Genomic DNA, 13,375 nt, shown 5'->3' with positions numbered 1-13,375 from the left:
ATTATTCCACCTCTTCAAATGTTAAAGCATCTTCATCCTCACTTTTTAATATGTAATGTCTTCCCTCATTAAGGAATGATAAGAGTACCTCCTCTTGTTTATCTCCAAATTTCATAATTTTTTCTAGGAAATCTAACCAAGTCGCAGCATGATTCTCATCTAACTTGTTCGGTCGATATCCTCTGCATACTTTATTTAGAAGTCTAAACAAAGTATAATTGACCTCTAGTGTTACATGTTTATTTCCCTTTTTGAAAGCGATAAATAGGTAAGGCTTGAATGTTTCCAAATATATTTCATCGTGCTTTGTATAGATGTTTTTATCAACAGTTAATCTGAGGTTTTGTGCAATTGCTAGATCACTTTCTAATTGTTTAAAGTACACATACGCTTTTTTTGATTTTGGGGATTTATTCCATTCGTATATTGCATTCTTAATGTATTTTCGAAATTCGATAATAGTTTCATCGTTACCAGAATTAAGACCGTATAAAAGTTTGATAAAGTCATAATAATCATCACTCTCTAAATTTTTACTAAAGTTATAATTCGTTAGGTATAATAAAGAAATAAAGTTTTCACTGAAAGAATCTAACTCCTCGTTAACATCATTTTTTCCTCCTTGAAGAAGCCATGCTCTAGCAATATTATTTGAAAATTTTTCTTCAATTAATTTTTCTATAGTAGAATGTGTATTTAATTTAATCAATAAATCATCAATTAGTTTAGAACGGGTATGTATCGGTTTCAATTTATGAATAACATTTAAAATTTGAGAACGATCTTGAGAGTTAAAAAGCAAATTTGGTAATGTGTGTTCTGGATTAATTTGAATTAATTCCTCATTGTTAGGCATTAGAATATCTGCTATAAAATTCAGGAAATGTCTAGTAGACAATTTTAAGTTATATTGAATCATTGTTCTAACAACCAGTTGTATAATTTGTTTTCTAACAGTTGAATCGCACAAAAAAGAATAATTTTGATGAATTATTGAGTCGATTTTTAAACTCTGATCTCTTTTATAAGCTGCGTGAAATGGATTATCCGCATTTTCTGAGCAAACTCTTTCTATTAACTTTTCTAAATAAACAGCTTGTACACCTTCATTTGTTAGTTCAAACATCTGATAATCTGAAAATGATACAAGATCAAAATTTTCATCTTGTTTATGTGTCATAACATTAGACGTAAATATTCCACTGTCATTAATAAATTTATTTAACGTTTGAAAGTCGTATTTATGCTGTCCATAATTAACAAAATTATGGAGAACTCCTAAATTAATTGCTATGATAATTTTTGCATTCGTTTTTTTCAAATTTTCATCTGAAAAATCACGGAGTAATTCTTCTAACGTTTCCAAAGAAGTTTTATTAGGAGAGTAACTTTCAGTGGCATCGTTGATTATAGTGAATTCTGACATTAATTCTTTTTTTTCTTCATTTAAATAAGCTAATAGATGAGATTTTCCATCGCCTACACTTCCGCAAAGTAAGATTAAATTACTTCGCTTTTCATTTAATCGTTTTTTTAAAATATCCTCTACCTTTAATTGAATAGACCTTTCGACATGTAAATATTTTTTTAATGAGCTAAATGACGCAGCATTTTCAACAGCTTCTGCAGATGAAATTCGTAACCTGCTGATTTCATGAACTAGGTGGCTTTTTAATGGCATAGAAATCACCCTCTGGTTTTAATTTAAATAGTCTTTAGTTTAGTCAATATTAAAGACTGTGAACTAAAATATCTTCTTGTATATACGCTATGTATCTAATCTCATTTAAAATATACAATAATTTCTTTAAATGAGATTAATTTAATTCTCACATAAAATTGCCTTTTTTTCAGCATTTTTTTGAAATTAGACAAAGAATATGAATGAGTTATTATAAGTGATATAATAATAATGATTATTACGTACGTAAATGAGGTGTGAAACATGGATGTGACTTTCTCTTATAATTTTCCTGCTATTAGGGGCATTCAAGCAGGTAAAGAGTATTATGTTGTAATGTGTCCATTAAGATTGATTCCTAAAATTTTTTTGTTCGATGAAGAAGAAATCCCAGCTGAATATAGAGCTCAGCGCATTCTAAATAAATCAAGAATACCTACTTTAACTCACTATATTGTTGATAATCTAAAGGACTATGTGTTTTCATCAATCACGGCCTCTATTGATGGTCAAATTATCTTTGAACCAATTAATAATGCTTTTAATAATAGTGATTTGGGAATGTTAAGAATTTCAATGGATTCTCGTTTTCTAATAAATGACGGTCAACATAGAAGGGCTGCGATTGAAGAAGCATTAAAGTTGTCTTCAGAATTAGGAGATGAGACAATTTCTGTAGTGTTCTTTCATGATGATAGACTAAAAAGATCTCAACAGATCTTTTCCGATCTTAATTTACACTCGATAAACACCACTTCGTCTATAGGTATACTATATGATCAGCGAGACCCTCTTGCATTGGTCACTAAAGAAATTGTAAGTCAAAATCCTTTTTTAAATAAGTATACGGATAAAGAACGAGTTTCTTTATCTAAGAATTCTCCAAAAGTTTTAGCGCTTAATTTTATTTATAATACAAATAAAAGACTTCTTTCTAAAAATAAAGGGAGTTTACTTACAGAAGAGGAACAAGTTTTTCTTAAAGATTTTTGGGAAGTAGTTTGTCAATCTATTTATGAATGGGAACTTGTTTATAATAAAGAGCTTTCACCGAAACAATTACGTTTAAATTATATTTGTGGACATAGTGTCTTTGTTGAGGCTCTTGGCGATGTAGGTAAAAAGTATCGCAGTGAATTCCCTGGAAATTGGAAGGTGCAATTAACAAAGTTAAAGAACATTGATTGGAATCGGACGAATAAAATTGACTGGTTGGGACGGGCTTTTAACGAAAATGGTCGAATTCAAAAAACAAACCAGACTATTAAATTAACTTCCGAAAGGATTGATTACCTACTCCAAAATGTGGATTAATTTTTAAGAAAGTAAGGAGTGACTTCTTTTGAATAACGGATTAATTTCGAATTTATTCTCCAATCAAAAGACATTGGTTGATAAAGCAAAGGAACAAATTAAAGAGGCTTATAAAGAAGACCCTCGCCCGTGGGTAGTTGGTTATAGTGGAGGGAAAGATTCAACTGTTGTCGTGCAATTAGTATTTGAAGCTCTGGCTGAACTCCCTTCTGACGAGAGGTCAAAAAAAGTTTATGTCATTTCGTCTGATACATTAGTGGAAACTCCATTAATCATTAACTCAATCAATACTACCTTGTCTCGGATTCAAAACAAAGCATTGGAATTAGAGCTGCCAATTGAAACACATAAAGTAAGACCAGAACCTGAGAATTCATTTTGGGTAAATTTGATTGGTAAAGGATACCCTTCTCCTAGCCAAAATTTCAGATGGTGCACAGATCGATTGAAAATTGAACCTGCAAATGCTTTTGTTATGAGTAAAGTTTCAACATTCGGTGAAGTCATTATGGTTTTAGGGGTTCGTGAAGATGAAAGTGTATCACGTGGAAATAGCATTAGAGAGCACACAATTAAAGGACATCGTTTTATGAGACATTCAACTCTATCTAATGCCTATGTGTATGCTCCTATTAGAAATTTCACTCTAGATGATGTTTGGAGTTACTTGTTAAATTCACCATCGCCTTGGGGAGACGATAATAATGAGCTATATCGATTGTATCAAGATTCCAATAGTGGTGAATGTCCACTTGTAATTGATCAAAATATCAAAGAAAGTGCAGGATCATGTGGAAATAGTCGATTCGGCTGTTGGGTTTGTACAGTTGTAACAGAGGATAAAGCATTAACGGGTTTCATTCAGAGTGGACACGATTGGATGAAACCATTATTAGATTTCCGTAATTGGCTTACATCTATTAGAGATCAACGTAATATGCGAATGAAGCATCGGATGAATGGACAAATCTATTTTAGAGATGTGAAAGTAATAGAGGAAGATGAACAGAAATTTGTATTAATTCCCAAAAAAGCAGCGAGAAAAGAAAGGAAAATTCCCTTTGAGCAATTTGAGGTTGTTGAAAAGGATGAGCATCGTAATTATATAGCGAAAAATAATATAGACTTAAGCTCGCCAGAAGATCATATGGTAATATTTCGTTCTTATGAAGAGACTCTAGATGGTCAAATCGTTGAAAAATATGCTCAACTAGGTCTAGGACCTTATACAATAGAAGCGCGAAAGGAAATTTTGACTCGTCTTCTTGCTGTCCAACGTACAATTAGTCATCCTGATGACGATTCATATGAATTGATTTCTGAAGAAGAATTAAAGGAAATCCGTCGGGTTTGGTTTAAGCAAGGAGAATGGAATTATTCTGTTCCTGATATTTACCAAAAAGTTTATGGAGAGAATGCCTCTATTAATTGGGAGGTTGATGATCTACCAATGTTGGATCAGGAGCAAGTTTCGCAACTGAGTCTACTTTGTCAAGAGTTTAATGTTGACTTAAAAGTAATGAAAAAACTGATTAATATTGAAAAAGATTTTGCTGGATATAAAATTCGACGTGGACTTAATAACGAAATAGGTAAAGTGCTACAGCAAGATTATCTACATTTATAGAAGAGGGTTACACTATGCATTTAAATAATGTTTTACTCGAAAATATTGGTCCATACAAAGAAAGAAATAAGTTTAACTTCGAGACGTCTTCAGATAGAAATGTCATATTAATTGGCGGAGAAAATGGGGCTGGAAAAACGACACTATTGCAAGCAATTAAACTAGGCTTGTTTGGTTCATACGGACTGGGTTATAAAACGGAGAGTGTTGACTATTTTAAACATGTGAATAGCTTATTAAACAATAGTGCAAAACGAAGTAAAGAAAAAAATTTTAGTATAGAAATCGAATTTTTGATAGTTGATAATTTAAAGACATATGAATACAAATTGAAACGTGAATGGGTTTATTCAAATGATATTTTAAAAGAAAATGATTATCTCGTCGAAAACGGATCGTTCTTAGATGATACAAAGAAAGAAATTTTTTATGCAAAATTAAAAGAAGTTATGCCACCGAAACTCTTGGAATTTTGTTTGTTCGATGGTGAGGATATTGCACGTATAATCTCACAGAATCAAATTGGAGAATACATTAAAGAGCTTTCTAAAGTTGTTTTTAATTTAGATTTATTTGAAAACCTCGAAATGGATCTAGATCAGTACTCGAAGCAAGAACTGGATCAAACGAAGAGAGCTTCAATTGAGGATCAATTATATGCTGTTAATTTAAAAGAAAAAGAGTTGAGAGAGAATATTAATAGTACAATTAACTCTTTAAAAGAGAAAGAACAAGATCTGAAAGAATTACAAGATGATTATTTAAAAGAAAAGAATCAATTTGAAAAACATGGAGGATTGAAAAAGAAAGAACGAGAAACAATCCTTTTTAATATTTCAGGAATAGAACAAAAGCGTAAACAAAGATCTGGAGAGATAAAACAGTTCATATCCTCCCTGCTCCCTTTCTTCTTAATGCGAGACTTAGTAATAGAAACGAGAGTGCAATTAAAGAATGAAGAGTCATTATTACTTGCCCAACAATTAGACAAAAAATTAGATAATGACCAATTAGGTACGATTTTGACTTCTGTAAATGTAGATAACTCAGATGAACAAGCCCTAGAATTAAAAAACAAATTGCTTCACCTGATATATCCTAAAGATCAAGTTGAGATGATACATGGAGCTTCTTTTTCTGAATATATGGAAGTGGAGCGGATTTTTAACATTTTAAATCAGGATTTACTTAAGGAAAATTTAGACCTACTACAAGAGAACTCAAATAAGCTAAAAGAACTTCAAAAATTAAAAGAACAAGTCTATATAAATGACTCTGCATACGAATTTGAAGATATGCTTCAAAAAATGGAAGAGTACAATAAAAAGATTATTCATTTGCAGCGAGAAATAGAAAATGAGAACCAGTATTTGAATGAATTAAAAAGTGAACTTGCTAAAGTTTTAGGGAAAATAGAAAAAATTAAAACCGAGCTGCGTAAATACAATAAAACATCAGGTTCTTTTTTGGAAGCTCAAAAAGTCATTTCGCTTAGCAGACGCTATAGAGAGATACAAATCAAGAAAAAACTACAAGATATTCAACTATTAGCAACTAAGAATTTAAAAACGATACTAAGGAAACATGATTATATCTCTTCAATTAGAATCGATCCAGAAAATTATGATATAACGCTGTTTGATAATAATAGGAATATACTTGCAAAACATACTTTGTCGGCTGGAGAAAAACAAATTTTAGTGATATCTATTATATGGGCTATTTTTGAATGTTCTGGGAGACAAGTTCCCTTTATATTTGATACTTTGCTAGGCAGGTTAGATAAAACTCACAAGGCTTCGGTTTTAAATGTCTTTATTCCAAGCTTAAAAAGACAAACTATTATTTTATCAACAGATAGCGAAATTGATGAATATCACTATCAATTCCTTTCTCCGTTTATCTCGAGGGAGTATACTTTGAATTTTGATTCATCAAAACAGCTTACTTTAATTTCGGAAAATTACTTTAAGGGATGATATGATGAACTTTCGTCTAAAAACTTCGAAAGAAACAGAAGAAATCCTTAGAACATTACAAAGTTCTTTAGGTCTAACGTGGAATGTTCTTTCTAGATTAGCAGTATCACTGTCGCTCAATGACCCAAGCAGCCCTCCAGAAGTTACAGACACTTCTGGAATTGAAATTAATCGAAATACTATGACAGGAGAGCATGATTACGTTTATAAAGCGTTAATTAGACAACATGCTGGTTGCCATCTGTCTGATGAGGAGTTTTTTCCAGATTATTTCAATCGGCACCTGTCTAGAGGAATAATTCTTTTAGAAGGAGAGTATCGATTGGCAGGAAATTTCGAGAAATTATTCACAAATTTTTTCAGTGAAGGAAAATAGGTGAGGAAATTGTTGTATTTAGATAACTCGGCAACTACACCAGTGCATCCTGAAGTAAAGGAAGCGATGTTGCCATATTTAATGGATATTTTCGGTAATCCCTCCAGTAAATATTATCCGCAAGCTGTTTCTTCAAAATCGGCCGTCTCTATTGCTCGACAAGAAGTGGCGCGTCTCATAGGAAGTAAAGAAGATGAAGTTATCTTTACTAGTGGGGCAACGGAGAGCAATAATTTTATTATTAAGGGAATTTCAGACCAACGAAAGCATATGGGTAAACATATTATTACGACTGCTGTTGAGCATCCATCTGTGTTAGAAGTTTTTAATTATCTTGAACGTATTGGATATGTTGTCACGATCTTGTCTGTTAATGAAGAGGGATTTATAAGTTTAAAAGAATTTAAAGAGGCAATTCGTCCTGAAACAATTTTGGCAAGTATACAATGGGGGAATAGTGAGCTAGGCACAATTCAACCTATTGAGGAATTGTCTGAGATTTGTAAAGAACATGGGGTTTTTCTCCATTCTGACGCTACTCAAGTTGTAGGTAAGGTGAACATAGAGCTAGACAGCTTACCGGGTCTTTCTTCAATATCCTTGTCAGCTCATAAATACTTCGGGCCTAAAGGAGTAGGAGCCGTTTTTCTAAGGAAGGATCAGTATAGTATGTATCCGGATATAACACCATTGTTGCATGGTGGGGGACAAGAAAATGGATTAAGAAGTGGAACTCTTGCAGTTCATAATATTGTGGGAATGGGTAAAGCGAGTGAAATTGCGTATAATAATCTAGAAAATCATAAATTAAAGTTAAACGATCTTGAAAGCTATTTAAAACAGCTGTTGAGTGAGAAATTTGGGACAAATATTAAATTTAATAATCCCATAAAAGATAAAATTCCCGGTATTATGAATGTTCAATTTTTGGGTATTAATAACGAAATACTTGTAAAAAAACTATCGTCTACTATAGCTGTATCAACGGGCTCAGCCTGTAGCGCGTCCAAACCATCACATGTACTAGCAGCAATAGGTATGAGGATAAATGATATCAGACAAACTATAAGATTTTGTCTATCTCCGTATATTGATAAAGATGAACTGGATATATTTAAATCTTTATAATTTTTTCTTCACAGGGACAATATCTTGTCCCTGTTTTATTTGTATAGTTAATTTATAACTGAATGGTTATGGTTAACATTTTGAACGTAGAAAAGTGATCTTTAATTCTAAAATTTCACGAGTGTTCTTCCATGTTATAATAAACACAGTTTATGAACGAGAGGATATGCAGGACATGAAAAATGAACCTATTGAGTTACTGACACAGCCGACATGGCGAATCATAGATCAATCGAGCCTTGGTCTTTATGTGGACCCGAAGCAATCCTTTGCAATGGATGATACGCTTTGTGCGTCGGTTGGGAAAGGGCTCTCACCAGCCACAGCACGTTCTTGGGTGCACCACAATACGATCGTTCTTGGGATTCAGGATACAAGGCTTCCATTTCTCCAAGATGGTGTAAAGCTTCTTGAGGGAGAGGGATATCGCGTCATTGTGCGCAATTCAGGCGGTCTTGCTGTTGTGCTGGATGAAGGCGTACTGAATGTGTCTTTAATCTTTGCTGAACAAAAGAAGGGCATTGATATTGACCGAGGATATGATGCGATGGTCGAATTGATTCGCCGGATGCTGTCGATGTATGAGGTGGACATTGAAGCTTATGAGATTGTCGGATCTTATTGTCCGGGCAGCTATGATCTAAGCATCAATGGAAAGAAATTTGCAGGCATTTCTCAGCGTAGATTACGCGGAGGGGTCGCTGTGCAAATCTATTTGTGTGCAGATGGAAGCGGTCGTGAACGTGCTGATTTGATTCGCCGTTTTTATGAGACGGCCTTAAAGGATAGAAGGCATGAGGTGAAAGCAGTATTCCCTGATATACAGCCTGATACGATGGCATCCCTATCAGAATTAACTGGAAAACCCATTGATTGTGCGCTTCTCATGCGTTTTTTACTAGAAGAACTTCAAAAGCTGAGCGAGCAACTGACCGCTTCAGGGCTGACGACCGAGGAACAGCTGGAGTTTGAGAAAAACATGACGCGGATGATTGAGCGGAATGAAAAAGTGTTCTCGTAAACACATCTTTCCATCTTAAAAAATAGGGGTGATGTAATGGAAACGAAACTTCTGAAAGCCATTGAACTGCGAGAAAGTGGACATCTTCAAAAATCCAATGACATGCTCATCCGTCTTGTAGAAGAGTATCCAGACCATGCCTCTATTCACTATCAATGTGCTTGGAGTTATGATGTGTTAGGAAAGGAAAAACAAGCTGTCTTTTTTTATGAGAGGGCGCTTGAGCTAGGTTTGTCTTCAGAAGAAAGAGAAGATGCTTTTTTAGGATTAGGAAGTACATACAGAACCTTAGGGGAATATGAAAAGTCAAAACAGATATTCCTCCATGCGATGGAAGCTTATCCGCATAATAAAGCCATTCAAACGTTTTATGCCATGACTTTGTATAATTTAAATGAACATAGCAAAGCCATGGAAATATTACTGAACTGTTTAACTGAAACGACAAACGATCCTGCTATTTTGAGTTATCGAAAGGCCATTGATTTTTACTCAAATCAGTTAGATCGATTGTGGAAATGATTTGGTTTGTTTGGTCAGCCAAATAGAAAAGGAGGATTCCGGTGAAATCCAAAAATGGCGGTTATCTCTATTTATTATGGCTTCCTGTCATCATAGGAGCCGGCTACGGCATTTCGCTTTTCGTGCCGTTTCTTCAACCTGTACTGACGCTTGGTATCGCAGGGCTTTATATTTTTATCTTTGGTGATTTTCAGGTGAGGCAAGTTAGGTATATTTTTATGTTCGTCTTCTTGATCAATGTCCTTTTTAGCGTGATGCTATTTTTGGATATTTAAAAAAGTGCTTCCCGCAGGTGGGGAGCACTTTTTGCTTATTCTGCCATTTTTTCAAGGTTGCCGTTCCGGTCCATTTTAAAGGTTGGTGCGGCACTGTCGTCCTCTTCAAACAAAACTAGTTTTCTTGCACGGTTCATGATTTTGACGAGTGTTTCATAATCTTCTTGAATCGTGAGCTGATCCTTTTCAAGCTTTTTCACTTCAGCTTCTAGTTGCGACACTTTATGTGAAAGTTCGTTGTTCTCTCGTTTTAACCGGCTGTTTTCCATCCGTAAGGCAGCTGATTGCTGTCCATCGCCTTCATAGCGGCGTAAGAAATCAATGATATCCTCAATGGTTAACTCTTGGCGCTGCCCAAATGGATTGGCTTCTGGCTTTTTCTCTGTCACTTGAGAAGCCTGTGACAATAAATGTGATAAACTAGCTAACTCTTCATTGTAGCTTTGATCCACAAACTGAAGCTGGTCGGCTGTTTCGGCTGCAGGTGCAAACGTTTCTTCTTGCGCAGGTTCCAGTTCTTGAGAGAACTCTTCCTGTGTGATCGTTTCTTCAACTTGCGGCTGATAGAGCAAACGTTTTTTCGCAGGCTGTCCATTGCCGAGAGCACGCATGCGTTGTTTACGCTGTTTTTTGGCAAGTGCCAATGCTTTTTCATATTGATGCCTCACGACAGCATTCCATCTAAATCCGCATGCCGCTGAGGTACGGTTTAGCTTGTCTCCAACTTCTTCAAATGCGTTCAGCTGTGTACTGCCCTCTCTGACGTGACGTAAGACGGTTTCTGCCAGAAGGAGATCATTTTCCTCTGACCAAGCATCTTGTCTTTGTTTTGACATGTGTTTAAACCCCCATAAGATTTGATGGTATTAGATTAGCCAAGTTGAAGAAGGTTTATACAAGTTTGCTAAAAGGATAGTGGAAAATACTAGCTTTTATGTGAATACGTCTCTGTGCTGACAATGCTTCTTGCAACTCCAGTCGCTTCGATGTACAATGTTGTGTGGTATATTATTCACTCTTAGTTGTCCAACTGTTTCATATAGAATGAAGTTTCATCATTGAAAGGAAGCGTAAGAACATGGCTAATGAGTTTCGCGTATGTGACGATTGTGATGCGACGAACCTAAAAACGTTATTGCCTCGACTTAAATCGGTTGACCCTGATGCAAAAATTGAGATTGGCTGTCAATCGTATTGCGGTCCAGGACGAAAAAAGGCTTTTGCGTTTGTGAACAATCGCCCATTATCCGCACCAACAGAAGATGAGTTACTCGAAAAGGTTCAAAAAAAAGTCAAATAAATGTCACTGAATGTGTTCAGTCGACCTAAAAAGAGGTCCGTCCCTGTCAGGTCGGGCTTTTTACGTCCGTACAATCAATGAGAACACATTCGCCAGCAAATTCAAGGATGTTTTCGGGAAAAGTTACCCGATATAATAGAAACACGTCTTAAAAAAAGAGGGACGAAACGATGGCGTATCCAAAAGGGAAATTATCCGAAGAAAAGGTATTTAAAGATCCTGTGCACCGCTATGTTCACGTACGGGATGCATTGATATGGGATTTAATCGGAACGAGAGAGTTCCAGCGCCTTAGACGAATTAAACAGCTAGGCACCACTTATTTAACGTTTCATGGGGCAGAACACAGCCGATTTAATCATTCACTCGGTGTATACGAGATTGTCAGACGAATTGTGGATGATGTGTTTAAAGGAAGATCCGAATGGGATGAAGGGGAGCGTGAGCTTGTACTGAGTGCCGCCCTACTTCATGACCTTGGACATGGTCCGTTTTCTCATTCCTTTGAAAAGGTCTTTCACTTAGATCATGAATCGTTTACAAGAGATATCATTTTAGGGCAGACGGAAGTGAATGAAGTCCTTCGCCGTGTCAGTGAGGATTTCCCGAAGCATGTAGCGGAAGTCATTGCTAAAACGTATCAAAACAAACAGGTGGTCAGTTTGATTTCAAGTCAAATTGATGCTGATCGAATGGATTACTTGCAGCGTGATGCCTACTATACAGGCGTCAGCTATGGTCACTTTGATATGGAACGTATTTTACGCGTGATGCGTCCGAGAGAAGATCAGATTGTGATGAAACAGAGCGGGATGCATGCCGTAGAGGATTATATTATGAGCCGCTATCAAATGTACTGGCAAGTCTATTTCCATCCAGTGACCCGCAGTGCGGAGGTCATTTTAACGAAAATCCTCCATCGGGCAAAAGAGCTGCATGAAACTGGCTACATTTTTACACATGCCCCGGTTCATTTTTATTCGATTTTTGAAGGAAATGTCACCACAGAGGATTATATTAAGCTGGATGAATCCATTGTCTTATTTTATTTTCAGGCGTGGGAAGATGAAGAAGATCACGTGCTGGCTGATTTGTGCCGCCGTTTTATGAACCGCCGTTTATTCCAATATACAGAGTTTAATCCAAATGAAGAAATGACGAAATATTTCAAGCTGACTGCTTTGTTCAAAGAAGCGGGAATTGATCCTGACTATTATTTAGTGGTCGACTCTTCCTCTGATTTGCCTTATGACTTCTATAGACCGGGCGAAGAAGAAGAACGGCTGCCGATCCACCTCTTGACGCAAAGTGGTCATATTAAAGAACTGTCGAGACAGTCAGATATTGTTGACGCCATTTCCGGTAAACGAAGAACCGATCATAAACTTTATTTCCCGATGGACTTAATTGTAGATATGTCGGAAAAAGCTGAAGAAAAGAAGGCGATCATGAAGCTGCTTGGATTGGGATAAGGAAGTACTGAAAAAGGAGATGTCGGGAATTTGTTGAAAGAGCATGCAAAGTTGATGAAGGTGTTCTCTGAATCTGGGGAAATCGTTGGACGGAAGAAGCTGCAAAAAATGATTTACATAGCAAAAAAGCTAGATTTGCCTTTTTACGAGAAATACGATTTTCATTTTTATGGCCCCTATTCAGAGGAGTTGACGCTCAGAATTGAAGAGCTGTGCAACCTTGGATTCTTGGACGAAATGAAGGAAAAAAAGGGCGGATACTATCAATATCGTTATTCGCTGACGGACAATGGGAAAGAGTTTCTCGATCAGTGTGAAGTGGACATGCCTGACCTCAAAGTGCTGACGCAGCAGATGAATGAGCAATCGTCTCGTTTTCTAGAGCTTGTCTCAACGATTTTATACTTTGATGATCTGCCAAAAGATGAGGTAAAGGAAAAGGTCTTCACCATTAAAAGCAAGCAACGCTATACGGACGAAGAATTTGAGGCGGCTCTTGCGTATATTGATCAGTTGAAGGAATTGAACTAACTATGCAAAAGCCCAATTTTTGGGCTTTTTTTATTTTGTAAGACCCGGATCGAAAGCGCTATTTTTGAATGAAATGTGTGTCAAAATATCCGAAAAATTAGTGAAAATGACATGATTCGACTTTCTTCCTGTACATCCAATTCCCTGTT

13 protein-coding genes are annotated in these 13,375 nt (G+C 35.9%); 11 read left to right on the top strand and 2 right to left on the bottom strand.

The window, feature by feature from the left end; translation table 11 throughout:
• Nucleotide 1: 1 nt before the first annotated feature.
• Nucleotides 2-1,681: a DNA phosphorothioation-dependent restriction protein DptF gene (gene dptF, locus NST57_RS18500; protein WP_341299036.1), complete on the bottom strand. Its 1,680-nt coding sequence runs from the start codon at nucleotides 1,679-1,681 to the stop codon at nucleotides 2-4.
• A gap of 264 nt (nucleotides 1,682-1,945) precedes the next feature.
• Between dptF and dndB the strand changes: the two genes are divergently transcribed.
• From dndB to NST57_RS18460, 8 genes are all read left to right on the top strand, one after another.
• Nucleotides 1,946-2,995, top strand: coding sequence for a DNA sulfur modification protein DndB (gene dndB, locus NST57_RS18495; protein ID WP_341299035.1), 1,050 nt, complete (start codon nucleotides 1,946-1,948; stop codon nucleotides 2,993-2,995).
• A 28-nt stretch (nucleotides 2,996-3,023) separates the two neighbouring features.
• Nucleotides 3,024-4,622 carry a DNA phosphorothioation system sulfurtransferase DndC gene (gene dndC / locus NST57_RS18490; RefSeq protein WP_341299034.1) on the top strand — a complete coding sequence of 533 codons (1,599 nt, stop codon included), beginning with the start codon at nucleotides 3,024-3,026 and terminating at the stop codon, nucleotides 4,620-4,622.
• Nucleotides 4,623-4,636: 14 nt separating this feature from the next.
• Nucleotides 4,637-6,601 (top strand): DNA sulfur modification protein DndD, encoded by a 1,965-nt coding sequence (gene dndD, locus NST57_RS18485; RefSeq protein WP_341299033.1) that lies wholly within the window; start codon nucleotides 4,637-4,639, stop codon nucleotides 6,599-6,601.
• Nucleotides 6,602-6,605: 4 nt separating this feature from the next.
• Nucleotides 6,606-6,977, top strand: a complete 372-nt coding sequence (dndE, locus tag NST57_RS18480) for a DNA sulfur modification protein DndE (RefSeq protein ID WP_341299032.1) — start codon at nucleotides 6,606-6,608, stop codon at nucleotides 6,975-6,977.
• 12 nt (nucleotides 6,978-6,989) lie between these two features.
• Nucleotides 6,990-8,105, top strand: a complete 1,116-nt coding sequence (locus NST57_RS18475; RefSeq protein WP_341299031.1) for a cysteine desulfurase family protein — start codon at nucleotides 6,990-6,992, stop codon at nucleotides 8,103-8,105.
• Between the two features lie 175 nt (nucleotides 8,106-8,280).
• Nucleotides 8,281-9,126 (top strand): lipoate--protein ligase family protein, encoded by an 846-nt coding sequence (locus NST57_RS18470; protein ID WP_341299030.1) that lies wholly within the window; start codon nucleotides 8,281-8,283, stop codon nucleotides 9,124-9,126.
• Between the two features lie 36 nt (nucleotides 9,127-9,162).
• Complete coding sequence (locus NST57_RS18465; protein ID WP_341299029.1) at nucleotides 9,163-9,648, top strand: tetratricopeptide repeat protein; 486 nt, start codon at nucleotides 9,163-9,165, stop codon at nucleotides 9,646-9,648.
• 41 nt (nucleotides 9,649-9,689) lie between these two features.
• Nucleotides 9,690-9,923, top strand: a complete 234-nt coding sequence (locus NST57_RS18460; protein ID WP_008343557.1) for a DUF5970 family protein — start codon at nucleotides 9,690-9,692, stop codon at nucleotides 9,921-9,923.
• A gap of 35 nt (nucleotides 9,924-9,958) precedes the next feature.
• On the opposite strand, the gene NST57_RS18455 is transcribed toward NST57_RS18460, so the two are convergent.
• Nucleotides 9,959-10,759 (bottom strand): RsfA family transcriptional regulator, encoded by an 801-nt coding sequence (locus NST57_RS18455; protein ID WP_341299028.1) that lies wholly within the window; start codon nucleotides 10,757-10,759, stop codon nucleotides 9,959-9,961.
• A gap of 242 nt (nucleotides 10,760-11,001) precedes the next feature.
• Between NST57_RS18455 and NST57_RS18450 the strand changes: the two genes are divergently transcribed.
• The 3 genes from NST57_RS18450 (at nucleotide 11,002) to NST57_RS18440 (ending at nucleotide 13,226) form a co-directional block, all read left to right on the top strand.
• Nucleotides 11,002-11,223, top strand: coding sequence for a DUF1450 domain-containing protein (locus NST57_RS18450; protein WP_003215259.1), 222 nt, complete (start codon nucleotides 11,002-11,004; stop codon nucleotides 11,221-11,223).
• A gap of 170 nt (nucleotides 11,224-11,393) precedes the next feature.
• Entirely contained in the window at nucleotides 11,394-12,695 is a 1,302-nt protein-coding gene (locus NST57_RS18445) for an HD domain-containing protein (protein WP_341299027.1), read from the top strand.
• A gap of 30 nt (nucleotides 12,696-12,725) precedes the next feature.
• A complete protein-coding gene (locus NST57_RS18440; RefSeq protein ID WP_007497715.1) occupies nucleotides 12,726-13,226 on the top strand; it encodes a YwgA family protein in 501 nt (166 codons plus the stop codon).
• Nucleotides 13,227-13,375: the final 149 nt, after the last annotated feature.

This window comes from Bacillus sp. FSL M8-0077, assembly GCF_038050255.1.
Taxonomy (GTDB): Bacteria; Bacillota; Bacilli; order Bacillales; family Bacillaceae; genus Bacillus; species Bacillus altitudinis.
This window is presented reverse-complemented; position numbering and strand designations above follow the sequence as displayed.

What these genes read in the sequence shown, in the direction of transcription:
- dptF (WP_341299036.1), bottom strand. Translation starts at nt 1,681, where the DNA reads ATGCCATTAAAAAGCCACCTAGTTCATGAAATCAGCAGGTTACGAATT.
- dndB (WP_341299035.1), top strand. Translation starts at nt 1,946, where the DNA reads ATGGATGTGACTTTCTCTTATAATTTTCCTGCTATTAGGGGCATTCAA.
- dndD (WP_341299033.1), top strand. Translation starts at nt 4,637, where the DNA reads ATGCATTTAAATAATGTTTTACTCGAAAATATTGGTCCATACAAAGAA.
- dndE (WP_341299032.1), top strand. Translation starts at nt 6,606, where the DNA reads ATGAACTTTCGTCTAAAAACTTCGAAAGAAACAGAAGAAATCCTTAGA.
- NST57_RS18470 (WP_341299030.1), top strand. Translation starts at nt 8,281, where the DNA reads ATGAAAAATGAACCTATTGAGTTACTGACACAGCCGACATGGCGAATC.
- NST57_RS18465 (WP_341299029.1), top strand. Translation starts at nt 9,163, where the DNA reads ATGGAAACGAAACTTCTGAAAGCCATTGAACTGCGAGAAAGTGGACAT.
- NST57_RS18455 (WP_341299028.1), bottom strand. Translation starts at nt 10,759, where the DNA reads ATGTCAAAACAAAGACAAGATGCTTGGTCAGAGGAAAATGATCTCCTT.
- NST57_RS18450 (WP_003215259.1), top strand. Translation starts at nt 11,002, where the DNA reads ATGGCTAATGAGTTTCGCGTATGTGACGATTGTGATGCGACGAACCTA.
- NST57_RS18445 (WP_341299027.1), top strand. Translation starts at nt 11,394, where the DNA reads ATGGCGTATCCAAAAGGGAAATTATCCGAAGAAAAGGTATTTAAAGAT.